The organism is Marmoricola sp. URHA0025 HA25 (assembly GCF_054059435.1).
This window is the reverse complement of record NZ_JBSSCD010000001.1, coordinates 2,326,798-2,351,208: the sequence shown is the minus strand read 5'-3', so window position 1 is coordinate 2,351,208 and position 24,411 is coordinate 2,326,798. Positions and strand designations below refer to the sequence as shown.

General features: G+C 70.5%; 22 protein-coding genes. 19 read left to right on the top strand and 3 right to left on the bottom strand.

What is annotated here, in order from left to right; genetic code table 11:
* Positions 1-154: 154 nt before the first annotated feature.
* Genes ACVW00_RS11585 through ACVW00_RS11525 form a run of 13 tightly spaced genes read left to right on the top strand, consistent with a single transcriptional unit; the run spans position 155 to position 11,908 of the window.
* Positions 155-1,282: an MCE family protein gene (locus ACVW00_RS11585; RefSeq protein ID WP_457111048.1), complete on the top strand. Its 1,128-nt coding sequence runs from the start codon at positions 155-157 to the stop codon at positions 1,280-1,282.
* Entirely contained in the window at positions 1,282-2,412 is a 1,131-nt protein-coding gene (locus ACVW00_RS11580) for an MCE family protein (protein WP_457111047.1), read from the top strand. The genes ACVW00_RS11585 and ACVW00_RS11580 overlap by 1 nt, the downstream gene beginning before the upstream one ends.
* A gap of 43 nt (positions 2,413-2,455) precedes the next feature.
* Positions 2,456-3,430: an MCE family protein gene (locus ACVW00_RS11575; RefSeq protein ID WP_457111046.1), complete on the top strand. Its 975-nt coding sequence runs from the start codon at positions 2,456-2,458 to the stop codon at positions 3,428-3,430.
* Between the two features lie 5 nt (positions 3,431-3,435).
* Positions 3,436-4,647: an MCE family protein gene (locus ACVW00_RS11570; RefSeq protein WP_457111045.1), complete on the top strand. Its 1,212-nt coding sequence runs from the start codon at positions 3,436-3,438 to the stop codon at positions 4,645-4,647.
* Entirely contained in the window at positions 4,644-5,969 is a 1,326-nt protein-coding gene (locus ACVW00_RS11565; protein ID WP_457111044.1) for an MCE family protein, read from the top strand. The genes ACVW00_RS11570 and ACVW00_RS11565 overlap by 4 nt, the downstream gene beginning before the upstream one ends.
* A complete protein-coding gene (locus tag ACVW00_RS11560; RefSeq protein WP_457111043.1) occupies positions 5,966-7,201 on the top strand; it encodes an MCE family protein in 1,236 nt (411 codons plus the stop codon). Before ACVW00_RS11565 ends, ACVW00_RS11560 begins: the two co-directional genes overlap by 4 nt.
* On the top strand, positions 7,198-7,713 hold the full coding sequence (locus ACVW00_RS11555; RefSeq protein WP_457111042.1) for a hypothetical protein: 516 nt from the start codon (positions 7,198-7,200) through the stop codon (positions 7,711-7,713). The genes ACVW00_RS11560 and ACVW00_RS11555 overlap by 4 nt, the downstream gene beginning before the upstream one ends.
* Positions 7,710-8,504, top strand: coding sequence for a hypothetical protein (locus ACVW00_RS11550; protein WP_457111041.1), 795 nt, complete (start codon positions 7,710-7,712; stop codon positions 8,502-8,504). The genes ACVW00_RS11555 and ACVW00_RS11550 overlap by 4 nt, the downstream gene beginning before the upstream one ends.
* A gap of 39 nt (positions 8,505-8,543) precedes the next feature.
* Positions 8,544-9,548, top strand: a complete 1,005-nt coding sequence (locus ACVW00_RS11545; RefSeq protein WP_457111040.1) for an NAD(P)/FAD-dependent oxidoreductase — start codon at positions 8,544-8,546, stop codon at positions 9,546-9,548.
* Positions 9,548-10,027, top strand: a complete 480-nt coding sequence (locus ACVW00_RS11540; protein ID WP_457111039.1) for a pyridoxamine 5'-phosphate oxidase family protein — start codon at positions 9,548-9,550, stop codon at positions 10,025-10,027. Before ACVW00_RS11545 ends, ACVW00_RS11540 begins: the two co-directional genes overlap by 1 nt.
* Positions 10,024-10,218: a ferredoxin gene (locus ACVW00_RS11535; RefSeq protein WP_457111038.1), complete on the top strand. Its 195-nt coding sequence runs from the start codon at positions 10,024-10,026 to the stop codon at positions 10,216-10,218. The genes ACVW00_RS11540 and ACVW00_RS11535 overlap by 4 nt, the downstream gene beginning before the upstream one ends.
* A gap of 4 nt (positions 10,219-10,222) precedes the next feature.
* Complete coding sequence (locus ACVW00_RS11530; RefSeq protein WP_457111037.1) at positions 10,223-11,137, top strand: 3-oxoacyl-ACP reductase; 915 nt, start codon at positions 10,223-10,225, stop codon at positions 11,135-11,137.
* A 3-nt stretch (positions 11,138-11,140) separates the two neighbouring features.
* The gene (locus ACVW00_RS11525) at positions 11,141-11,908 is read left to right on the top strand and encodes a glucose 1-dehydrogenase (protein ID WP_457111036.1); all 768 of its coding nucleotides are present in this window, start codon (positions 11,141-11,143) and stop codon (positions 11,906-11,908) included.
* An 11-nt stretch (positions 11,909-11,919) separates the two neighbouring features.
* Here the strand turns inward: ACVW00_RS11525 and ACVW00_RS11520 are convergent, their stop codons facing one another.
* Positions 11,920-12,531 carry a TetR family transcriptional regulator gene (locus ACVW00_RS11520; RefSeq protein WP_457111035.1) on the bottom strand — a complete coding sequence of 204 codons (612 nt, stop codon included), beginning with the start codon at positions 12,529-12,531 and terminating at the stop codon, positions 11,920-11,922.
* A 106-nt stretch (positions 12,532-12,637) separates the two neighbouring features.
* On the opposite strand from ACVW00_RS11520, the gene ACVW00_RS11515 reads away from it, so the two are divergent.
* The 4 genes from ACVW00_RS11515 (at position 12,638) to ACVW00_RS11500 (ending at position 18,421) form a co-directional block, all read left to right on the top strand.
* Entirely contained in the window at positions 12,638-13,969 is a 1,332-nt protein-coding gene (locus ACVW00_RS11515) for a glycosyltransferase family 4 protein (RefSeq protein WP_457111034.1), read from the top strand.
* Positions 13,956-14,678 carry a methyltransferase domain-containing protein gene (locus ACVW00_RS11510; protein WP_457111033.1) on the top strand — a complete coding sequence of 241 codons (723 nt, stop codon included), beginning with the start codon at positions 13,956-13,958 and terminating at the stop codon, positions 14,676-14,678. Before ACVW00_RS11515 ends, ACVW00_RS11510 begins: the two co-directional genes overlap by 14 nt.
* 6 nt (positions 14,679-14,684) lie before the next feature.
* Entirely contained in the window at positions 14,685-15,698 is a 1,014-nt protein-coding gene (locus ACVW00_RS11505) for a prenyltransferase (RefSeq protein ID WP_457111032.1), read from the top strand.
* Between the two features lie 236 nt (positions 15,699-15,934).
* A complete protein-coding gene (locus ACVW00_RS11500; RefSeq protein WP_457111031.1) occupies positions 15,935-18,421 on the top strand; it encodes an ATP-binding protein in 2,487 nt (828 codons plus the stop codon).
* A 23-nt stretch (positions 18,422-18,444) separates the two neighbouring features.
* Here ACVW00_RS11500 and ACVW00_RS11495 read toward each other — a convergent pair whose 3' ends face one another.
* A complete protein-coding gene (locus ACVW00_RS11495) occupies positions 18,445-19,104 on the bottom strand; it encodes a class I SAM-dependent methyltransferase (RefSeq protein ID WP_457111030.1) in 660 nt (219 codons plus the stop codon).
* A 73-nt stretch (positions 19,105-19,177) separates the two neighbouring features.
* Here ACVW00_RS11495 and ACVW00_RS11490 point away from each other — a divergent pair, with 73 nt between their 5' ends.
* Positions 19,178-21,301 (top strand): acyl-CoA dehydrogenase family protein, encoded by a 2,124-nt coding sequence (locus tag ACVW00_RS11490; RefSeq protein WP_457111029.1) that lies wholly within the window; start codon positions 19,178-19,180, stop codon positions 21,299-21,301.
* A 187-nt stretch (positions 21,302-21,488) separates the two neighbouring features.
* Here ACVW00_RS11490 and ACVW00_RS11485 read toward each other — a convergent pair whose 3' ends face one another.
* Entirely contained in the window at positions 21,489-22,769 is a 1,281-nt protein-coding gene (locus tag ACVW00_RS11485) for an alpha/beta hydrolase fold domain-containing protein (RefSeq protein WP_457111028.1), read from the bottom strand.
* A gap of 67 nt (positions 22,770-22,836) precedes the next feature.
* Between ACVW00_RS11485 and ACVW00_RS11480 the strand changes: the two genes are divergently transcribed.
* Positions 22,837-24,234: a WS/DGAT/MGAT family O-acyltransferase gene (locus tag ACVW00_RS11480; protein WP_457111027.1), complete on the top strand. Its 1,398-nt coding sequence runs from the start codon at positions 22,837-22,839 to the stop codon at positions 24,232-24,234.
* The last annotated feature ends 177 nt before the right edge of the window (positions 24,235-24,411 follow it).

The following is a 24,411-nucleotide window of genomic DNA, read 5'->3' as shown; positions in this document are numbered from 1 at the left end:
CCCACATCCGTTGCCTGCTACGCGCCGCGATACACGGCGCCTCGCTGCGTTGTCCTCAGTCGGCGGCCAACCCCGGGCCGCCTCCTTCGTCCGCCTTGCCATGCACCGCGTCTCACGACGCTCGCGACGGCAGGGACGTGGGAGGCATGACCTCATGCTGGTGAACATCACCCACGACACCAGGGCCGAGCACCGGCGCCTGGTGTACGCCGGCATCGGCTTCATGCTCGTGATGGCGGTGCTCATCGCGTTCTCGATCGCGATCTACCAGAAGGTCTTCACGCCGGTCACGACGGTGACGGTCAAGGCCGACCGCGCCGGCCTGCAGCTGCCGAAGTACGGCGACGTCCGCGTCCACGGGGTGATCGTCGGCCAGATCCGCTCGGTGAGCGAGGAGGGCGGTCAGGCGGTGATCAAGCTCGGCCTGCAACCGAGCGCCGCCCGGAACATCCCCGACAACGTCTCGGTGGAGATCCGCCCGACCACGCTGTTCGGCCAGAAGTACGTCCAGCTCGTCGACCCCGCCGACCCGTCGTCGCGACCGCTGCACGACGGCAGCGTGATCCCGGCCTCGCGGGTGACCACCAACGTCGAGCTGCAGCAGGTCCTCGCCACGCTGTTCCCGCTGCTGCGGTCGATCCGGCCCGGGGACCTCAACTCCACGCTCTACGCCCTGGCCACCGCGCTCCAGGGCCGCGGCGAGAAGCTCGGCGAGACCGTCGAGAAGCTCGACTCCTACCTGGGAGCGATGAACGAGCAGCTCCCGACCCTGCGCACCGACCTCCAGCGGCTCGCGAGCGTGAGCAACACCTACGCGCTCGCGGCGCCCGACCTGGTCAACCTGCTGCGCAACGCCACCACCACGGCGCAGACGGTGACCCAGAAGCAGCAGCAGCTCAGCGGGTTCCTCACCTCGATGACCCGGCTCGCCACGGTGTCGACCCGGGTGCTCACCACGAACGAGCAGGGCATCGTCCGCGAGGGCGAGCTGGCGGCGCCGCTCATGAAGCTCCTCGACACCTACTCGCCCGAGTACACCTGCCTCCTCCAGGGTGCGGACCGCTACACCGACCGGCTGGCGCAGATCTTCGCCGGCGGCCGGGTCCGCCAGACGATGTCGTTCGACGCCGTCCAGCGGCGCGCCTACACCGCCGCCGACCGGCCGGAGTACGGCGAGGTCGGGCACGGACCGTGGTGCCTGGGCCTGCCGAACCCCCAGGTGCCGATCGGCTTCGGGCCACTGCGGAACGGCACCCCGCTCGACGAGCCGGGGAGGCACTGATGGCATCGAGGAACGCCGTGACCGCGATCGCGGGCATCAAGCTCGCGATCTTCACCGTGGTCTCGCTCGTGGTGACGACCGTGCTCGCGATGATCATGGGCAACTTCGGCTTCGGCTCGACGACCGAGTACCAGGCGGTGTTCAGCAGCGCCAGCCTGCTGACCAAGGGCGACGACGTCCGGGTCGCCGGTCTGACGGTGGGTTCGGTGAAGAAGGTCCAGATCCACGACCGCAACCACGCCCTGGTCACCTTCAAGGTCAAGAGCGACGTGCCGGTGACGGTCGCGAGCCACGCCGACATCCGCTTCCTCAACCTCGTCGGTGACCGGTACCTCGCCCTGTCGCAGGGCGAGCCCGGCGCGAAGCGGTTGTCGTCCCACGCGGTGATCCCGATGACCCGGACGACGCCGGCACTCGACCTGACCGCGCTCTTCAACGGGTTCCAGCCGCTGTTCTCGGCCCTGGACCCCAAGGAGATCAACGACCTCTCCCTGAACCTGGTGAAGGTCCTCCAGGGCGAGGGCGGCACCATCGAGGGACTGCTCGCCCGCACCGCCTCGCTGACCAACACCCTGGCCGACCGCGACCAGCTGATCGGCGACGTGATCAACAACCTCTCCGGGATGCTGCAGACGGTCGACGCCCACCACCAGCAGCTCGACACCCTGGTGGTCCAGCTGAAGGACTGGCTGGGCAACGTCGCCCGCGACCGCAACGTGATCGGCCAGTCGGTCGAGAACATCTCGACGCTCGCCGACGAGCTCGCCGGCCTGCTGGTCCAGAGCCGGCCGGCCATCAAGGGGGACGTCCACCAGATCCACCGGCTCGCCGCCATCCTGAAGAAGCCCGAGTCGAAGCAGATCATCAACGAGGCCCTCGACCGGCTCCCCACGATGTTCCGGCGGCAGGTCCGGATCGGCAGCTACGGGTCCTGGTACAACTACTACCTCTGCGACTTCGACGGCCAGATCGTGCTGCCCAAGCTGGCCACGCTCACCGGCCTCCTCGGCGCCGGCAGCGTCGGCCAGGCGCTCGACGAGCTGGGCATCACCAAGGCCGTCTACGACCAGATCCAGAGCCAGCTCAACAGCCTCAGCTTCCACAGCACCGCCGACAGGTGTGACCCGTGATGGCCATGACGCCCCGTACCCATGCACGGGGAGGCATGGCCTGATGGCCCGCCACTCCGAGCGGTCGGTCATGCGACTGGGTGCCATCGCCCTCGTGGTGCTGGTGCTGACGATGGCTGCCGCCTTCAACCTGCAGAAGTTCCCCGGCTTCCGCGGCACCGGCTACCACGCGGACTTCAAGGACGCGAACGGCCTCTCCCAGGGCGACATGGTGCAGATCGGTGGCGTGCGCGTCGGCCGCGTGGACCGGATCGAGATCCACAGCGACCACGTCCGGGTCGACTTCGACGTGCACGGCGCCGACTTCGGCAAGGACACCGAGGCGTCGGTCGAGGTGCTCAACCTGCTTGGCACGAAGTACCTGAACCTCACCCCGGCAGGCTCGGGCCAGATGGCGTCCGGGTCGACGATCCCGATCAGCCGCACGCACACGACGTACGACGTGGTCAGCACCCTGGACCAGCTGACGACGACGACCGAGCAGCTGGACACCGACCAGCTCGCCGATGCCCTCCGCACCCTCGCGGGCACCATCGACGCCTCGGCGCCGCAGGTGCACGCCAGCTTCACCGGGATCTCGCGGCTGAGTGCCTCGATCGCCTCGCGCAACCAGGAGGTCGAGCAGCTGCTCTCCCGAGCGGACGACGTGACCAAGCTGCTCGCCGACCGCAAGGGTGACCTGGTCACGCTGATGAAGCAGGGCGACCAGGTCTTCCAGGAGCTCGAGCTTCGCAAGGAGGCGATCCACCGGCTGCTCGTGAACGCCCGCCAGCTGGCGGTGTCGCTCCGGGGGATCGCCGACGACAACCGCGCGGAGATCGGCTCGGCGCTCGCCGACCTGCACGAGGTGACCAGCAACCTGCGCAACCAGAAGGACAAGATCGAGGCCACGATCCACTACCTCGAGCCCTATGCGTCGGTCCTCATCAACGTGATCGGCACGGGCCCGTGGTTCGACGCCTACGTCCCGAACCTCGTCGGCATGTTCAGCGGCGAGTTCGTCCCGGGGAGGAGGTGACCGCGATGACCCGCGTCCTGGAGAGGCTCAGCGGCCGGCTGCTGGCCGTCGTCGTCGCGGCGCTGCTGCTCACGGCGACGTTCCTGATCTTCACCGGCGGTGGCGAGCAGCGGACGCTGACCGCGCACTTCTCGCGCGCGGTCGCGATCTACAAGGGCTCCGAGGTCCGGCTGATGGGCGTGCGCATCGGCTCGGTGGACTCCGTGGTGCCCGAGGGCGACAGCGTCCGGGTCGAGATGCACTACGACGCCCAGTACAAGCTTCCGGCCGGCGCGAAGGCGATGATCGTGACGCCGACGCTCGTCGCGGACCGCTTCGTGCAGATCAGTCCGGCGTACACCAAGGGCGCGCTGATGGCGGACGGTGCCGACATCCCGCTCGACCGGACGGCGTCGCCGGTGGAGCTGGACCGGATCTACAAGAGCCTCGCTCAGCTCAGCAACGCGCTCGGTCCCAACGGCGCCAACAAGACCGGCGCCCTGAGCGACCTGATCAGCGCCGGTGCGAACGCGCTGCGTGGTCAGGGCCAGCTCGCCAACCAGACGATCAACAACCTGGCGGGCGCGGCGGAGGTGTTCGGCGACAACAGCGGGACCCTCTTCAGCTCGGTCCGCCAGCTGTCCCAGCTGACCGGCGTCCTCGCCGCAAACGACCGGTTCGTCAACCAGTTCATGGGAGACCTCGCCGGTGTCTCGCAGCAGCTGGCGGGCGAGCGCGACGACCTGCAGGCGGCCCTGGCCGCGCTCGCGCGCGCCGTCGGGACGGTTCGGAGCTTCGTGCACGACAACAAGGGCCTGGTGAAGGCCGACGTCGAGGACCTGTCCACGGTCATGGGCGCCCTGGTCAAGGAGAAGGACGCCTTCGCCACTGCCGTCCAGCTGGCTCCGCTGGGCCTGGGCAACCTGACCACCGCGTTCGACGTCAAGACCGGCACCATCGGTGCCCGGGTACAGCTCGGCGACGCCTGCGCCCAGTACGTCCCCTGCCTGCTCACTCCGAAGTCGCTGGGCACGGTGCTCTGCGACGTCGTGGTGAACTCCGGGAGCCAGAACGCACAGGCCGTCTGCGACCTGCTCAAGCAGGTCAGCGCGCTCCTGCCCGACGTCGGTGGCGCCGTGTCGACCGCGGGCAACGCGGCGTCGACGGCGCAGCCCAAGGCGATCGGCCAGGCCAGGCCGCCGAGCTCGCTGATCAGCCTGCTGGGAGGTGCCGGATGAGGGAGCTCCTGCGCCGCCGGCCGGTGGGACTGCTCGTGCTGCTGGCCGTCGCCTTCCTGCTGTCGTCCTGCCGGTTCCAGGGCGCGTACGACCTGCCCCTGCCCGGCGGCAAGGCGGTCGACCCCGGCGACGCGATCACGGTGACCGCGGAGTTCACCGACGCGCTCAACGTGGTGCCCCGCACCGCCGTCATGGTCGACGACGTCCCGGTCGGTCAGGTCTCCCGGATCGACCGGGTCGGCTGGAACGCCAAGGTGACGATGCAGATCCGCAAGGACCTCCACCTGCCGGCCAACACGGTCGCCGAGATCCGGCAGACCAGCCTGCTCGGCGAGAAGTACGTCGCGCTCATCGACCCGACCGGCACCGCACCGACGGGCCACCTCGCCGACGGCGACAACATCCCGCTGTCCTCCACCTCGCGCAACCCCGAGGTGGAGGAGGTGCTCGGTGCGCTGTCCTTCGTGCTCAGCGGGGGAGGCATCGGCCAGCTGCGGACGATCAGCACCGAGCTCAACAAGATGATGGACGGCCGCACCGAGGACATGCGCGAGCTGCTGGGCCGGATCAACACGCTGGTCGGCACCCTGGACGACCAGAAGGACGACATCATCACGGCGATGGAGGGGATCAACCGGCTCACCGCCACGCTCAACGACGAGCACCGCACGATCGGTGCGGCGATCGACGCGATCGGACCGGCCGTGAAGGTGCTCAACCAGCAGCACCAGGCGCTGGTCACGATGCTGCGCGAGCTCGACAAGCTCGGCCAGGTCGGCACCCGGGTGATCCGGGGGAGTCGCGACAACCTGGTGGCGACGCTGCGTCACCTCGAGCCCACGCTCCGCGGGCTCGCCGACGCCGGCGACTCGCTGCCACGCGGTCTCGGGATCATTGCGAGCTTCCCGTTCCCGAAGGAGGCCGCCGACCTCGCGAAGGGTGACTACGCGAACGCGCTGTTCTACGTGAAGTTCGACCTCAACAAGCTCTTCGGGTCCGGCGGCTTCGGCGACAGCCCGAACATCCCGAGCCCCGTCGAGATCTGCATGGCGACGCCGCTCGCGCCGGTCTGCGACACGCTGAGCAAGTCGCTGCTCGCGCAGCTCTGCTCGCTGATGCCCACCAACCCGTTGTGCCCCGGCGTCGGCCCCGGGCCCCTCGGCAACACCAACACTCCGCTGGTCTCCGGCCTGGACACCCTGCTGGGTGGACTGCAGAGCCCCGGTCCGGGGACCGGCGGCACGTCCGGCACCTCGGGCACGACCCAGTCCGGTGGCCTGCTCGGGCTGCTCGGCGGCCTGCTCGGAGGTGGGACGCCATGACGCGCGCGATCAAGGTACGGCTGCTGGCCTTCCTGCTGCTCAGCGCCGTCGGCATCGTCTACGTCGCCGGGAGCTACCTCGGCATCGTCGACCGGGTGCTCGGTCGCGGCCTGACGGTGCACGCCACCCTGCCGGCGTCGGGCGGCCTGTTCGTCGGGAGCGAGGTCACCTACCGCGGCGTCAAGGTCGGCAAGGTGTCGGACATGGACGTGATCCCGAGCGGCGTGCGCGTGGACCTGGCGCTGAAGGAGGGCACCAGGGTCCCGCTCGCGTCGAAGGTGTTCGTGCACAACCTCTCCGCCGTCGGCGAGCAGTACCTCGACTTCGAGCCCGCCTCGAAGGCCGGACCGTACGCCGGCGACGGCGATGTGATCCGGGGCGATGCGGAGAGCCTTCCGGAGTCCACGGACGACCTGATCACCAGCATGAACGGCCTGGTCAGCTCGGTGAACCGTGACGAGCTGTCGACCGCCGTCTCCGAGCTCGGCACCATGTTCCGCGGGACGGCGGACCCACTGTCGCGGATGGTCGATGCCGGGTCGCGGTTCGTCGACGAGGCGCAGGCCAACCAGCAGGCCACCATCGACCTGCTCGGCAGCGGGGGGACCGTGCTCGCCACCCAGCAGGCCAACGCCGACAACATCCGCTCGTTCGCCCGCGACCTGGCGTCGTTCACCGCGGGGTTGAAGGGCAGCGACAAGGACCTGCGCACGATCCTGCAGGGCGGCACGCCTGCGCTCGACGAGGTGCGGTCGCTCCTCGAGGGCCTGGAGCCGACGCTGCCGGTCTTCATCAGCAACCTCGTGACGGTCAACCAGGTGCTCACGGCGCGCCTGCCTGCCGTCGAGCAGACCCTGGTGACGTTCCCCCGGGTGATCGCGTCGGGGTTCACCGGAACGCCCGGCGACGGCTACGGGCACATCAACCTGCAGATGAACTACCTGGTGCCCCCCTGCACGAAGGGCTACAAGCCGATCGACCAGTGGCTGCCCGGCACCTACACCGGGGATCCGCCCACCTACCCGGCCAAGTGCGAGTCCGGGCCGCCGATCAACCAGCGCGGGTCCAAGTACGCGCCGGCGGCCGGGGCCGCCTCCGGGACGAGCTACCGGGTCGCACCGTACGATGCGAGCACGGGTCAGGTCGACGAGAACCTGACCCTGGGGAGGCACACGGTGTTCGGTGACCACAGCTGGCAGTCGATGCTGATCGGACCGACCGAGCAGCGATGAGGCTGACGAAGTACGCACTCGCCGGCCTGGCGGTGCTCCTGGCGGCGGCCTGCGTCGTGGTGCTGGTCTGGCCGACCGCGGTTCCCGGCGCGTCGGCGGCGGAGAAGGACAGCGACCGCGACCTCGCCGTACGGGTGGCGGCGACCAACGTCACCAAGGCGTTCCTCGACGTCGACTACCGCGACATGGACCCTCGGATCGTCAAGGTGCTCAAGCTCTCGACCGGGACCTTCAAGAACCAGTACGAGACGGCGAAGGTGGACCTCAAGACCCAGGCGCAGCAGGCCAAGGCGGTCGCCACCGGCGCGGTGCGCTACGTCGGCATCGGGGACATCGACGACGACACCGCGGTCGTGTACGTCGCCGCGGACACCAAGGTCTCGAACGCCTCCATCGAGCAGGACAAGTCGGCGGGCAAGGACGTCGACGACAAGCGCTACTACCGCTTCCAGCTCAGCCTCAGCAAGGTCGGCGGCCGCTGGCTCCTCAACGATCTGCAGTTCATCTCATGAGCACCCTCGCCCCGGACGAGAAGCTCTGCCCCTTCTGCGCGGAGACGATCAAGGCCGCCGCCGTGAAGTGCCGGTTCTGCCAGTCCGACCTGGCGCCGGAGACGGCGGTCGTCACCGCCGGTGCGGCCGCCTCGCCCCCGATCGAGCCCGAAGGCCCAGCGCCCGCACTCGCAGCCGACCCAGAGCCGGGGTTCGACCCGGAGGTCGAGCCCGCGTCGGACCTGGACCTCGACGAGGATGCCGAGCCCGGGTGGACGCCGGAGCCGCCGCCGGTTCCGCAGCGCGGCCGGCGCGGCCTGCAGGTCGTCGCCGCGCTGGTCGTGCTCTGCCTGGTCCTGGCCGGCACCCTGTGGTTCCTCGTCGACCGGTCGCGCCACCCGCACCTCGGCACCGCACCCGACGGCCAGGTGACCGACACGTCCTTCCGCAACGCCGCCATGAGCGCCGCGTCCGACGCGGCCGCCCAGGCGCTGTCCTACAGCTGGCAGACCTTCGACCAGGACCGAAAGAAGGCGCGTGCGCTGATGGGCAGCAAGCTCGCCAAGCAGTACGACGCCGCGATGGACCAGGTCGCCCAGCAGACGGCGACGTCCAAGCTGACCCTCAAGGCGACCGTGCTGTCCGCGGGCCTGCTCTCGGCCGAGGAGCACAAGGCGAAGGTGCTGCTCTTCGTCAACACGCTCACCACGCGCGAGGGCTCGAAGAAGCAGCAGCTGGACCAGAACCGCGTGGTCATGACGCTGACCCGCAAGGATGGCGACTGGACCGTGTCCCAGATGGACGCGTTCTGATAAACTAGAACAGGTTTCAGTTCTTGGAAGGACGTCGAGGTGCCCCCAGCCGATGACACGGCGCTTGACCCGGTCCACGAGACGGACGTGCTCATCGTCGGTGCCGGTCCCGCCGGACTGTTCGGTGCCTACTACGCCGGCTTCCGTGGCATGTCGGTGACCCTGGTCGACTCGCTGCCCGAGATCGGCGGCCAGGTCTCGGCCCTGTACCCCGAGAAGGCGATCCTCGACGTCGCGGGCTTCCCGGTCATCAAGGGCCGCGAGCTGGTCAACGAGCTGATCGCGCAGGCGGCGAGCGCGAAGCCGACGTACCTCCTCGACCGCACGGCCAACTCGATGACGGTCGACCCGGACGAAGGCGTGACCATGGGGCTGGACGACGGCTCCCAGGTGCGCGCCAAGGTCGTCGTGATCACCGCCGGGATCGGCAAGTTCACGCCACGACCGCTGCCGGCCGGCGACGGCTGGGAGACGCGCGGCCTGGTCTTCTTCGTGCCCAGCTTCGACGAGTACGTCGGGAAGGACGTCGTGATCGTCGGAGGGGGTGACAGCGCCTTCGACTGGGCGCACCACCTCGAGCCGATCGCCTCGTCGGTGACCCTCGTGCACCGTCGGGACGCCTTCCGCGCGCACCAGGCGACCGTCGACGCCGTCCTCGCCGGCAGCACCGAGGTGATCACCAAGGCCCAGGTGACGGCGCTCGTCGGCGACGACCGCGTCGAGAAGGTGGAGATCACCACGAACGACGGTGAGGTGCTCGTGCGTCCCGCGCAGGCCGTCGTCGCCGCCCTCGGGTTCGTCGCCGACCTCACCGCGATGAAGGACTGGGGCGTCGAGTTCGACAAGCGCCACGTCAAGGTCGACACCGCGATGCGCACCAACCTTCCGCGCGTGTTCGCCGCGGGCGACATCACCGAGTACGACGGCAAGGTGCGCCTGATCGCCGTCGGCTTCGGCGAGGTCGCGACCGCGATCAACAACGCGGCCCCGTTGGTCTTTCCCGACCAGGGCGTGTTCCCGGGCCACTCGAGCGAAGGATCCTGATGGCGAGCAGCCGCGATGCGGTCAAGCTGACCGAGGAGGAGCTCACCGAGTTCCTCGAGTCGAACACGAAGGTGCAGGTCGCCACCGTCGGACCGGACGGCCGGCCGCACCTGACCACGCTCTTCTACGTGATGGTCGACGGACAGATGTTCTTCTGGACCTACGGCCGCTCGCAGAAGATCCAGAACCTCCGCCGCGACCCGCGCGTCACGTGCCTGGTGGAGGACGGCGAGGACTACTTCGAGCTGCGCGGCGCCACGATCTTCGGCAAGGCGCGGCTGCTCGAGGACTACGACCAGCTCGTCGACCTGGGCGGCCGGGTGGCCCGGCGGATGGCCGGCGGCGCCGACCTGGGCGACTTCGGCGACCAGATCGTCGCCCAGCAGGCTCGCAAGCGGGTCGGGGTGATCGTCGAGCCAGACAAGATCGCGAGCTGGGACCACCGGAAGATGACTGCTCCCCCTGGAGGAAACCGATGAAGATCAAGGTCGACTTCGACCTCTGTGAGTCCAACGCCCTCTGCGAGGCGCTCGCGCCTGCGAACTTCCAGATCGACGACGACGACTTCCTGCAGATCCTCGACGACGACGTCACCGACGAGAACCGCGACGTCGTGATGCAGGCCGTCGCGGCCTGCCCGAAGTCCGCGATCAGCGTGGTCGAGGGCTGACCCGGTGGACCAGCTCTCCCTCGACGGCAAGGTCGCGATCGTCACCGGGGCCGGCGCCGGCCTCGGCCGTGCCGAAGCGCTGTCGCTCGCGCGCGCCGGCGCCGCGGTCGTGGTCAACGACCTGCCCGGAGCAGGCGACGACGCCGTCGAGGAGATCCGCGGCCTCGGCGGCACCGCCACCGTGGTGGCCGGTGACGTCGGCGAGCGGACGACCGCGGACGCCCTGGTCGAGGCCGCGCTCGCGCTCGGCGGTCTCGACATCGTGGTCAACAACGCCGGCGTGACCCGCGACAAGATGCTGTTCAACATGACCGACGAGGAGTTCGACCTCGTCGTCAGGATCCACCTGCGCGGTCACTTCCTGCTCTCGCGCAACGCCGCGGCGTACTGGCGGCAGCGCAGCAAGGACACCGGGGCGCCGGTGGACGCAGCCGTCGTCAACACCGCCTCCGAGGCGTTCCTGGTCGGCTCGCCCGGGCAGGCCAACTACGCGGCCGCGAAGGCCGGCATCACGGCCCTGACCCTGTCCACGGCCCGCGGGCTGGCGCGGGCCGGTGTGCGGGCGAACGCGATCTGCCCCCGGGCACGCACCGCGATGACCGCGGATGTCTTCGGCGAGGACACCTCGGGCCACGCGGTCGACCCGTACTCGCCGGAGCACGTCGCTCCGCTGGTGACCTACCTCGCCTCGCCGGCCGCGGCCAGGATCACCGGCCAGGTGTTCGTCGTGTACGGCGGGATGGTGGCCGTCCTGGCTGCCCCCGTCGTCGCCGAGCGGTTCGACACCGGGGGAGCCGTGTGGACCCTCGACGGCCTCGACAAGTCCCTGGGCAGCTGGTTCGAGGACCGTGACCCCTCGTCCGGCTTCGCCGCGGACGACGTGATGGCCCTGAAGCCCTTCTACGAGAACGAGAGCTGACCCATGGCACGACTCGACGGAAAGATCGCCATCGTCACCGGCGCCGCACAGGGCCAGGGTGCCGCGATCGCGACGGCGTTCGTCGCCGAGGGCGCGCGCGTGGTCATCGCCGACGTCGCCGACGAGCCCGGCGAGCTGCTCGCCAAGGAGCTCGAGCAGCGGAGTCCCGGTGCGGCGTACTTCCGGCACCACGACGTCAGCGACGAGTCCTCGTGGACCTCGCTGGTCGAGGAGGCCAACGAGCGCTTCGGCCCGGTCAGCGTGCTCGCCAACAACGCCGGCATCCTGCGGTTCGGCGAGCTGGAGAAGATGCCGGTCGAGGAGTACCTGCTGCTCGTCCAGGTCAACCAGCTCGGCTGCTGGCTGGGGATGAAGTCGGTCGCCCGGACGATGCGCAAGAACGGCGGCGGCTCGATCATCAACGCCTCCTCGGTCGAGGGCCTGGCCGGGATGGCGTCGCTCACGGCGTACACCGCCACCAAGTTCGCGATCCGCGGGATGACCAAGGCGGCCGCACTCGAGCTCGGGCCGAAGGGCATCCGGGTGAACTCGGTCCACCCGGGGATGATCGACACCCCGATGACCCGGCCGCACGGCGGCGACGCGGCGATGGAGTACGGCGCGTCGAAGGTGGCCCTGAAGCGGGTCGGGACGCCGGCCGACATCGCGCCGCTCTACGTCTACCTGGCCAGCGACGAGTCCAGCTTCGTCACCGGTGCCGAGATCGCCATCGACGGCGGCGCGACCGCCACCCATGCCTTCGGTGGGTGACGGTAGAGGTGCTACCTGAGAACCAAGCCGACGGCGGTCTCGATGTGCTCGCTGACCTCCTCGGCCGAGGAGCGCCCGGTCACCCAGGACACCAGCGCCGAGAGCCACACGTCGCTGATCACGCGGGCGACCAGGATGTCCTCGTCGGACGGCTCGGCGCCCTCGACGTACTCGTCGCCGCGGATCGCTCGGGTCAGCATCGTGGTCAGCTGCATCCCGACCACGTGGATCTCGTTGGCGACGCTCGCGTCGGCGAACATGAACGCCCGGGTCAGCGCCTCGGTGAGGTGGGCGTCGCCCTGCATGCCGCGGGTGGCGCGCTTGAGCACGTAGATCACCCGGTCGGCCGGGGTGTCGCCGGGCACCGGGCGGCGTCCGACGATGGCCTGGGTGTCCTCGAACTGGCGGGCCAGCGCGGAGACGAGCAGGTGGATCTTGGACGGGAAGTAGCGGTACAGGGTGCCGAGTGCGACGTCCGCGCGCTCGGCCACCGCGCGCATCTGCACGGCGTCGAAGCCGCCCTTCGAGGCGAGCTCGATGGTCGCGTCGAGAATCCGCCGGCGGCGGTCGCGCTGGGCGGCCGACCCGAGATCGTCGAGCGCCAGGGAGTTCGTGGTGGCCAAGTCCTTGTCCTTTTCCCGGTACCGCGCCGAGGCTATCAACGCCCTTGGGCATAATAGAAACACGTTTCACTTCCAAAACACCCGTAGTGCCGACAGAAGAAGGGGCGTGCCGTTGCGCATCGCACTCGCGTCCTACCGCAGCAAGCCGCACTGCGGGGGACAGGGCGTCTACGTCCGCCACCTCAGCCGCGAGCTCGTCGCGCTCGGACACACCGTCGAGGTGTTCTCCGGTCAGCCCTACCCGGAGCTCGACGAGGGCGTCGCCCTGACGAAGGTGCCGAGCCTGGACCTGTACCGCGAACCTGACCCCTTTCGGATGGTCTGGCCCTGGGAGTACCGCGACCTGGTCGACGCCCAGGAGTTCGCGATCATGTGCACCGCCGGCTTCCCGGAGCCCCGGACCTTCGGCAAGCGGCTGCTCAAGGTGCTGCGCGAGCGCCGCGACGACTTCGACGTCGTGCACGACAACCAGGTGCTGGCGCATGGGATCGCGAAGATCGAGCCGGAGCTCGGCATCCCGGTCCTGACCACGCTGCACCACCCGATCACGTTCGACCGACGCGTCGACATCGCGGCCGCGCCGACCCTGCGCAAGAAGCTGAGCCTGCGCCGCTGGTACGGCTTCCTGCGGATGCAGGGAGCCGTCGTGCGCAAGGCCCGCTGGATCCTGCTGCCCTCGGAGTCGTCGAAGCGCGACGCGGTCACCGACTTCGGGGCCGACCCGTCGAGGATGCAGGTGATCCCGCTCGGCGTCGACGACTGCTTCGTGCCGCCGACGAAGCCGCGCGTCCCGGGCCGGCTGGTCGCGATGGCCAGCGCCGACGCCCCGATGAAGGGCATCGCGACGCTGCTCGAGGCGTTCGCCAAGCTGCGCACCGAGCGTGACGTGGAGCTGATCCTGGTGACCCGGCCGACCCCGGGCGGCCGGACCGAGCAGCTCATCGAGGAGCTCGGGATCGGCGACCACGTGCGCTTCGTCAGCGGCATCAGCGACGACGAGCTCGTCGAGGTGATGGGCTCTGCGGAGATCGCCTGCGTGCCTTCGCTGTACGAGGGTTTCTCGCTGCCCACCGCCGAACTGATGGCCTGCGAGACCCCGCTCGTGGTGAGCCGCACCGGGGCGATCCCCGAGGTTGTCGGTCCCGACGGGCTGTGCGCCGACCTGGTCACCCCTGGTGACATCGGCGAGCTGGCCCGCACCATCGCCGACCTGCTCGACGACCCGGATCGCCGGGTGCGGATGGGCCGGGCCGGACGCGAGCGCGCCCAGGAGCTGTTCAGCTGGCGGGCAGTGGCCCGGGCGACGGCCGCGGCGTACGAGCGCGTGATCGAGGACCACCGGTCCGAGGGGCTCGGCAAGGTTTCGACAGGCTCGGTTTCGACAGGCTCGGTTTCGACAGGCTCAACCACCGGCAAGGAGAAGCATGCTGACCGTTGACTTCGACCGGCTCGGGCTGCGCCCGGGCGACCGGGTCATCGACATGGGCTGCGGCGCCGGCCGGCACGCCTTCGAGATGTACCGCCGCGGCGCGGACGTGATCGCGTTCGACCAGGACGCCGACGAGCTCGCCGGCGTGCTCGAGCTCTTCGGCGCGATGAAGGAGGCCGGCGAGGTGCCCGAGGGCGCCTCGGCCGACATCAAGGAGGGCGACGCCCTGGCGCTGCCGTTCGCCGACGACGAGTTCGACCGCGTGGTGGCCTCGGAGGTGCTCGAGCACATCCCGGCCGACATCCAGGCGATCGGCGAGCTGGTCCGGGTGCTCCGCCCGGGCGGCACGATGGCGATCACCGTGCCGCGGTGGTTCCCCGAGCTCGTCTGCTGGAAGCTCTCCGACGACTACCACAACGCGCCCGGCGGCCACATCCGGATCTACTCCGACAAGGAGCTGATCGGCAAGGGCGTCAACGCGGGCCTGGTATACGAGGGCAAGGACTACGCCCACGGCCTGCACACGCCGTACTGGTGGCTGAAGTGCGCGGTCGGGGTCGACAACGACCAGAACCCGCTCGTCAAGGCGTTCCACCAGGTGCTGGTCTGGGACATCATGCGGACGCCCCGCTACAGCACTGCGACCCGGCTCGCGGAGAAGGCCCTGAACCCGGTGCTGGGCAAGAGCCTGGTGCTCTACTTCCGCAAGCCGGAGTAGCCGCCGATGGCGACACCTTCCGATCGGCTCGACGGCATCCCGGCCGTTCCCGGCGTCCTGACCGCGGCCCAGGTCGCCGACACGGCGCGCTCGATCGCCGCGATGCAGGAGCCCAGCGGCGCGGTCCCGTGGACGGTCGGCGAGCACACCGACGTCTGGAACCACGTCGAGGGCGCGATGGCGATGCTCGTCGGCGGCGAGGTCGAGGCCGCAGAGCGCGCGTTCGCCTGGTGTGCGGAGACCCAGCGGTCCGACGGGTCCTGGCCGCTCAAGATCGTGGCGGGCGAGGTCGAGGACGCGTCGGGGGAGACGAACATGTCGGCGTACCTCGCCGTGGGCGTCTGGCACCACTGGATGCTCCGGCGCGACCGAGGCTTCGTCGAGCGGATGTGGCCCGTCGTACGCCGCGGGCTGGACTTCGTGGTCGGCATGCAGCTCTCGTTCGGCGGCATCGCCTGGTCGCAGGAGTGGGACACGGCGCCGGGAGGAGGGGGTCGACCGGCCCGGGTCAACGATGACGCGCTGCTGGCCGGGTCGTCGAGCATCTACCAGTCGCTGCGCGCCGGCGTCGCGCTCGCCGACCTCGTCGACGACCCGCAACCGGAGTGGGAGCTCTCCGGCGGCCGGCTCGGGCACGCGCTGCGCCACCACCGCGACCAGTTCCTGGACAAGTCGGAGTTCTCGATGGACTGGTACTACCCGGTCCTCGGCGGCGCCGTCAGGGGCGAGGCGGCGGTCGCCCTGCTGAGGAGCGGGTGGGAGACGTTCGTCGTGCCGGGCCTGGGCATCAAGTGCGTCAGCACGAACAACTGGGTCACCGGGGCGGAGACCTGCGAGCTGGTGATGGCCCTCGACGCCGTCGGCGACCGCCACTATGCCCGCGAGCTGTTCGCCGCGATGCAGCACCTGCGCGAGGACGACGGCCGGTACTGGACCGGCTACGTCTTCCCCGACGACGTCAACTGGCCGGCCGAGCACACGACGTACACGGCGGCAGCGGTGGTCCTGGCCGCGCGATGAGCTCTCCCGCACCACGCCCGCGTCCGGGATCATGCGCGGCGACACGCTGGCTCCGCACTTCGACGAGATCGCGCTCGAGTGTGGCTGCTCGCGGCTCGCCGTCTGACCGCGTCGTCGCGGCCCGGGTCGGGCGTGGAGGCCCCTCTGGACCGGTGGTGAGCAGTTCTGCCGTTTGCCTGCAATTGCCAGATGTCCGAATTATCCTTTAGGTGGGGACTCGTGGGGAGGCGAGGAGCATGGCGGTCGACCCGGGCACGGAGACGGGGACGGTCGCGCCCTCGCGCGACGCACTGCTCGCCGAGCTGAGCCGGAGCCGCTCCCAGCTCGCCGAGGCGCAGGCGATCGCGCGGATCGGCAGCTGGGAGATCCAGGTCGAGCCCTACGAGGTCACCTGGTCGGACCAGATGTACCGGCTGCTCGACGTCGATCCCGAGACGTTCGTCCCGGGGGCCGACGCCTTCGTCAGCCGGCTCGTCGAGGAGGACCGCGAGCTCGTCGCCGGCGAGTGGGAGCGCCTGGGCATCGAGCCGGGCGTGCGGACGGTCGACGCACGCGTGCTGCTCGCCGACGGCTCGAGCAGGTGGGTGCGCACCGTCGGCCGTGTGCTCGAGGCGGCGCCGGACGGCACCCCCGTCCGCTTCGGTGGCACCGTGCAGGACATCAGCGAGCTCAAGCAGACCGAGCTCCAGCTGCTCGACGCTGTCGACGTGAACACGATCATGCAGTTCATCGCGAGTGCCGCCAACCAGACCAACACCCTCGACGAGGCGCTGGGCCGGACCCGGGAGCTGCTGCTCGCCCATCCCGACTGGGACCGGGGCGTGGCCTTCGACGTGAACGAGGCCGGGCTGTCCTTCCGTCCGGTCGGGCCCGACGACGACGTCCGCCCGACCTTGCTGGAGCGGCAGGTGGCCGAGCGGGTCCTTGCCGGCGAGGAGCTCGTGTTCGAGGAGGATGCGGAGCCCGAGCATCCCCTGATGGGATTCCCGGTCTGCCTCGAGGGCAACATGATCGCGATCCTCGTGGTCACGAACATCTCCCGGTTCGCCCGCCACGCCATGCTCCGATCGATGGCCGGCCAGGTGGCCGACCAGCTCTCGCAGGTCGCGGCACGGGAGCTGGTCTCGAGCCAGCTCTCCTCGGCGCGTGACCTCGCGATGGCGGCCTCGACCGCCAAGTCGGACTTCCTGGCCACGATGAGCCACGAGATCAGGACGCCGCTCAACGGTGTGATCGGGCTCAACGAGCTGCTCCTGCGCACCGAGCTGGATCCCGAGCAACGCCAGCTCGCCGAGGCGATGCAGGGTGCCGGCCGTTCACTGCTGGTGCTGATCAGCGACATCCTGGACTTCTCGAAGATCGAGGCCGGAGGGCTCGAGCTCGAGGCCGTCGCGTTCCGGCCCGCGGTCGTCGTGCACGCCACGCTGGAGCTGTTCGCCCCGATGGCCGCTGCCAAGGGCATCGACCTCACGGCCGACATCGACGAGGGCGTCCCCGACCTGCTCGAGGGCGACCCCAGCCGGTTCGGGCAGGTGCTGTCGAACCTGGTCGCCAACGCCGTGAAGTTCACCAGCGACGGCGGCGTGCAGGTCCGCGTCTCCTCGACCGCTGACGACGACGCCGTCACCCTGCGCGTCGCAGTCCGCGACACGGGCATCGGGATGGACGACGAGCAGCTGAGCCGCATCTTCCAGCCGTTCCGGCAGGCCGATGCCTCCACGACCCGCACCTTCGGCGGCACCGGGCTGGGCCTGGCCATCGCTCAGCGCCTCGCAGACGCGCTCGGTGGTCGGATCGGCGTGGCGAGCACGCTCGGCGAGGGCAGCACGTTCTGGTTCACCGGCAAGTTCCGGGTCCTGTCCATCTGGACACAGCCGGCTGCGCCGACCCCGTCGAGCCCCGCGGAGGACCGCGTCGGCGGGCACGTGCTCGTCGTGGAGGACAACGAGGTGAACCAGCTCGTCGCCGCCGGCATGCTGAAGGTGCTCGGCTACACCTGTGAGCTGGCGTCGGACGGCGCGGCGGCCGCGGCGCGGGCGACGACCGGGCGCTTCGACGCCATCCTGATGGACCTGCAGATGCCGCGGCTCGACGGCTTCGCCGCGACCCGTCTCATCCGGCAGGCCGAAGCGCCGGGCGTGCACGTGCCGATCGTCGCACTGACGGCGTCGGCGGTCGCGGGGGAGCGTGAGCGCTGCCTCGCGGCAGGCATGACCGGGTTCCTCGCCAAGCCGGTGGGCGTGGACGCGCTCGGACGGGTGCTGCGCGAGCAGCTCGGACCACGCCGCCGCGCCGCGGGCAGCCCGACGACCACGACAGCTGCTGGCCCGCGTGCGGTGGACCGTCCCCCGGGCAGCACCCTGGACACCAGCAGGCTCGACGAGCTCGCCGAGATGGGTGTGGCGGCGGTGCCGCTGATCGAGCGGGCCATCGACCACTTCGTCGACGGAGCCGCAGAGAGCATCGAGGAGCTCCGTGCGGCCATGGCGGACGGTGACGCGGCGGCGCTGCGCAGTGCCGCCCACCGGCTCAAGGGCAGTGCGGCCAACCTCGGCGCGGTGCGGGTCGCCGATTTCGCGTTCGACCTCGAGCAGCGCGGCGACGAGGCTCACCTCGATGGCGCTGGCCTCGTCCTCGACGAGCTCGAGCAGGCGCTCGGCGAGGCCTCGAAGGCACTCGCCGGCTATCGGTTCGTGGCACCGTCCGAGGCACGTTCGGCCTGAGACCAGGTGACGCTGCGGGCTCGTCAGCCCTTCCGGTGAAGCACACGCATCGACCCGACCGTCTCGGCCGGCTCGAAGTCGCCGCTGTCGACCGCCCGCAGCCACACGTGGTACGGCGCCTGGCCGCCGTCCTCCGGCCGCTCGAACACGTCGTGGACGACCAGTGCGCCACCGGCCTGCACCCAGCGCGCGAAGCCGGTGTAGTCGTTCTGCGCGTGGATCTCGGCGTGGCCCCCGTCGATGAACAGCAGCGCGAGCGGGGTGCGCCAGTGTGCGGCCACGGTGGTCGACCGGCCGACCACTGCGACCACGGAGTCCTCCAGTCCCGCCAGCGCGATCGTGCGCCGGAACGTCGGCAGCGTGTCCATCAGCCCGAGCTCCTGGTCGACCAGGCTGGCGTCGTGGTGCTCCCAGCCCGCCTGGTTCTCCTCCGACCCGCGGTGGTGGTCGAGAGTGAAGACCGTGCTGCCGAGCTCGCGGGCGGCGGCACCGAGGTAGATCGCCGACTTCCCGCAGTAGGTGCCGATCTCCAGCGCGGGACCGTCGGCCAGGTGCGCGAGCGCGGTCCGGTGCAGGAACGCCCCCTCGTCCTCGGGCATGAAGCCCTTGGCTGCCCGGGCATGCGCGAGGAGATCTGCGGAAAGGCCGGTCGAGGGGCCGGCGGGATGGTCTGGGGCACTCACGCGGGGGAGCCTATCCATGGCATCATTGGAACACGTTCTAGTTTCTGCCCGCGCCGCCCCAAGGAGTTCATCCGTGCCGATCGGTATCAGTGACGAGCACGCAGAGCTCGCCGCGACCGTGCGCAAGTGGGCCGAGAGCCAGGGCGCGATCGAGGCGATCCGCGCGGCCGAGGACGACCCGCGCGCGCTGGTGGCGTGGGGTGCCCGCGCCGCGGAGCTGGGTCTCACCGCGATCGCCCTTCCCGAGAGCGACGGCGGCGGCGGCGGCAGTCTCCTCGACCAGGCGGTCGCTCTCGAGGCTGCGGCGTACGCGCTGGTGCCGGGACCGCTCCTGTCCACGACGGTCGGCGGGCTCGCCCACGAGGACCCCGCGCTGCGCGCCGGGATCGCCGCCGGCGAGGTCACCATCGGCATCGCCGTGCGCGACGGTCTCAGCACCGACGGGGCATCGGTGTCCGGATGCGTCCCCGTGGTGCTGGACGCGCCCGGGGCCTCGCACGTGTCGGTCCCGCTGTCGACCGCGGAGGGCACCCGCAACCTCCTCGTCGAGGTCGGCGAGGTGGAGCTGTCGCCGGGTCCGTCCGTCGACCTGACCCGGGGTGTGGGTGAGGTCCAGCTCGCCGAGCTCTCGCTCCAGGACGTGGAGCTGTCGGCCACCGACCGGGCCGCCCGGCTCTTCGTCTGCCTCGCTGCCGCCGAGGCCTCGGGCGTCGCCCGCTGGTGCCTGGACACGGCGGTGGAGTACGCGAAGGTCCGCGAGCAGTTCGGACAGCGGATCGGCGCGTTCCAGGCGGTCAAGCACCTCTGCGCCGAGATGCTCGAGACGAGCGAGTCGGTGACGGCCGCGGCGTGGGACGCGGTGGTGGCGTTCGACGACGATCCCGGTCAGGCGCGCTTCGCCGCCGACGTCGCAGCGACGGTGTGCTTCGACGGCGCGGTCGAGGTCGCCAAGGCGTGCATCCAGGTCCTCGGCGGCATCGGCTTCACCTTCGAGCACGACGCCCACCTCTACCTGCGTCGCGCGGTCGCGCTGCGGGCCCTCGCCGGCGATCCGGGCCGGTACGCCGCATCGCTGGCCCGGCGCGCACGGGAGGGGGTCCGGCGTACCGGGCAGATCGACTTCGACGGCCAGGACGTGGAGTTCCGCGACGAGGCGCGCCGCGAAGCCGCGCGGATCGCCGCCCTGCCCGAGGGCGACCGCCGGGTCGCACTGGCCGAGTCCGGACTGCTCGCCCCCCACTGGCCGGCGCCGTACGGGCTCGGAGCCGGGGCGGTCCAGCAGCTGGTGATCGACCAGGAGCTGACCGCGGCCGGCGTCGAGCGGCCCGATCTGGTCATCGGCGGCTGGGCGGCGCCGACGATCCTCGAGCACGGCTCGGACGCGCAGCGCCAGCGCTTCCTCCGACCCACGCTCCGCGGCGAGGTCACCTGGTGCCAGCTGTTCAGCGAGCCGGGCGCCGGCTCCGACCTCGCGTCGCTGCGCACGAGGGCCGAGCGGGCCGAGGGCGGCTGGCAGCTGACCGGTCAGAAGGTCTGGACATCGGTGGCCGAGCGCGCCGACTGGGGGATCTGCCTGGCGCGCACCGACCCCGACGCCAAGCCGCACGCCGGGATCACCTACTTCCTGGTCGACATGCGCAGCGCGGGGATCGACATCCGGCCGCTCCGCGAGCTCACCGGTGACGCGCTGTTCAACGAGGTCTTCCTCGACGAGGTCTTCGTGCCGGACGAGCTCGTCGTCGGCGAGGTCAACGGCGGCTGGCGGCTGGCCCGGACGACCTTGGCCAACGAGCGCGTCGCAATGGCGGGCTCCAGGCTCGGCGACAGCGTCGAGCTGGCGATCTCGATGCTCGACGAGCCGGCCCTCGGCCCGGCCGCGGCGGAGAAGATCGGTCGCGCGATCGCACTGGCGCAGGTGGTCAAGCTGCTCGGCACCCGGTCCACCCTGCGCTCCATCGCCGGGCAGGGGCCGGGCGCCGAGTCCAGCGTCGCGAAGCTGGTCGGCGTACGCAGCCGCCAGGACTCTGCGGAGCTCGCCATGGAGCTGGTCGGCGAGGAGATCTTCACTGACACCCCGCGGGCGGCGCAGGCCGCCGACCTCTTCCTGCGCAACCGCTGCCTCTCGATCGCGGGCGGCACGACGCAGGTCCTCCGCAACGTCGCGGGAGAGCGGATCCTCGGTCTGCCGCGCGGATGACCTGCGTCGTGCGGGCACGCTGTGTCTGATCGGCGCCTTCGGCGCGCGGGGTCCTCCGCAACGTGGCGGGGGAGCGGATCCTCGGTCTGCCGCGCGGATGACCTGCGTCGTGCGGGCACGCTGTGTCTGATCGGCGCCTTCGGCGCGGGGGGTCCTCCGCAACGTCGCGGGAGAGCGGATCCTGGGTCTACCCCGCGGCTGATGCCGACTCGGCGGCGGTCCCGCGCGCATGGTCGGACGTCGCGTCGCGCCGGGTCACCCGGTGCCACTCGAGCCAGCGCTCCACGGCCCGGATCACCTGCTGGCTGCGGATCGAGGAGAACACCTCGAACGCGTGCTGGGTGCCGGGCAGCTCGAGGTAGGTGACCACGCCGGTCGAGACCTCGCGCAGCTTCTGCACGAACGCGCGCGCCTGGCGCACGCTGACCAGCCCGTCGTGGTCGCCGTGGATCACGAAGAAGTCGGGCGCGTCGGGCACGACGTGGGTGATCGGCGAGGCCAGCTCGAACTCGGCAAGATCGCTCTTCGGGTCCTTGCGGAACACCCGCGGCGCGAGGAAGTAGTCGCGCATCTCGACCGCCGAGCGGTCGCCGGTCACTCCGGCGAGGTCGTAGACGCCGTAGAACGGCACGCAGGCCGAGACCGAGGTGTCGGCGTCCTCGAAACCGGGCTGGTACTCCTCGACGTCGGGCGTCAGGGCAGCGAGCGCCGCAAGGTGACCGCCGGCGGAGCCACCGGTGACGACGAGGTACGACGGGTCTCCGCCGTACGACGCGATGTGCTCGCGCGTCCAGGCGATCGCCTTCTTCACGTCGACGATCTGGGCAGGGAAGGGGTGCTTGGGGGCGAGCCGGTAGTTCATCGCCACGCAGATCCACCCGCGCGCGGCCATCCGGTTCATCAGGAGCAGCCCCTGCTGGCTCTTGTCGCCGATCGTCCAGGCTCCGCCGTGCACCTGCACGAGCACGGGGGCGTCGCGGAGGTCGGCGTCCTTGCGGCGGTAGATGTCCAGCCGTGCCCGGCTGCCGCCGTCGGTGTAGCTGACGTCGCGGATCCGCTCGACGTCCGGACGCATCATCGCGAACGGCCGGACGATCTCACGCACGGCGATCTTCGCGGCGTCCTTCAGATCCGCCGCCGAGGGGTCCTCGGTCACCAGGTCGAGGTAGTCCTCGCCGAGTGACTCGACCAGCTGCGCCTCGGCGAGCGTGCCTGCCTTCCTCGCGCCCCTCACCAGGTAGGCGAGGCCGGCGGCGCTCGCAGCGGCGAGCACCAGCCCGGTGCGGCCGGCCTTGCCGCGGACGACCGCCTGTGCGGTGTCGAGCGCGGTGAGCGCGAGGAGCTGGGGAGCGAGCTCGCCGGTGGGCCAGCCGACGGCGAAGCCGAGCGCCGAGAGCTTGCCGCGCAGCGGGCGCACGGCGTTGGCGGTCAGGAGGGCGGTGGCGACCTGGCGACGGGTGTATCCCATGCCTTCGAGCCTACCGGGGAACGGCACGAACTAGAACACGTTCTACCTCGCAGGGTAGGATGCGCACATGGAACGGCTCAGCGGACTGGACGCCAGCTTTCTCTACCTCGAGAGCCCGGCGCAGCTGATGCACGTCTGCGGTGTGCTGCTGCTGGACCCCAAGACGATCCCCGGCGGCTACTCGTTCGAGACGATGTGTGCGGGCATCGACGCGCGCGTCCGGGCGATCCCGGCGTTCCGGCGCAAGCTGCGCCAGGTCCCGCTGGAGATCGACCACCCGGTGTGGGTCGAGGACACCGACTTCCACATCGACCGGCACGTGCACCGGCTCGCCGTACCGACTCCGGGCGGGATCTCCGAGCTGGCCGACCTGTGCGCCCACATGGCCGGCATCCCGCTCGACCGGTCGCGCCCGCTCTGGGAGATGAGCGTCATCGAGGGGCTGGCCAGCGGCCAGATCGCGGTGTTCACCAAGATGCACCACGCGACCGTCGACGGCGTCTCGGGCTCGAACCTGATCTCCGTCCTCTGCACCCTCGAGCCCGACGCGCCTCCTCTGGAGCTCCCGGTCGCCGGAGCGGTCTCGAGCCGCAACCCGAGCGACCTCGAGCTCCTCGGGCGCGGCGTGCTGGCCAACCTCACGAAGCCCCTGCACGCGGTGCGGCTCGTGAAGCCGACGGTGTCGCTGTTGACCCGCACGGTCGAGCGGGCCCGGGCCGGTACGGCGATGGCCGCCCCGCTGACCGCACCGCGGACCGCGTTCAACGGCAACATCTCGGGCCGGCGGACGATCGCGCTCGCGGACATGTCGCTGGACCGGGTCAAGGAGGTCAAGCACGCCGTGGAGGGGGCGACGGTCAACGACGTCGTGCTCGCGATCAGCGGCGGCGCGCTGCGGCGCTATCTCGCGGAGCGGGGAGACCTGCCTTCGGCCTCCCTCCTGGCCAGCGTCCCGGTGTCGGTGCACCAGACGTCGAGCCGCTCCAGCGGCACCAACAAGGTGTCGTCGTTGTTCGCGAAGCTCGGCACCGACGTCGCGGACCCGGTCGAGCGCCTGCGCCGGCTCGCGGTCGCGAACATGCACGCGAAGGACCACCACCGGGCGATCCCGGCCGACACCCTGCAGGACTGGGCGGAGTTCGCCGCGCCCCGCACCTTCGGCCTGGCGGTCCGGATGGTCGCCGGGCTCAAGCTGGCCGAGAAGGGCCCGGTCATCCACAACCTGGTGATCTCCAACGTCCCGGGCCCGCCCGTACCGCTCTACTTCATGGGCGCCCGCGTCGACGCGCTCTACCCGCTCGGCCCGGTCTTCCACGGAGCCGGCCTCAACGTCACCGTGATGAGCAGCAACGGCAAGATGCACATCGGCCTGATCGGCTGTCGCGAGGCCCTCCCGGACATCGCCGACCTCGGTGAGCACTTCAAGGCCGAGCTCGACGAGCTGTACGCCGCGACGGTGGGTTGAGCAGCCTCTGGCGAGTGGCTCGGGCCGACAGGCTTCTGAGCGGGGCGTGACGCCCGCGTATGGTCAATGGAACTAGCAGCCGATGGGCGCCCGTTAGAACAGTCGCGTTGGTCACTGGTCTTGACGATTCACCGCGCTGATGTAATCCCGCCGATCACTCGGCAGCGAACGATCGGC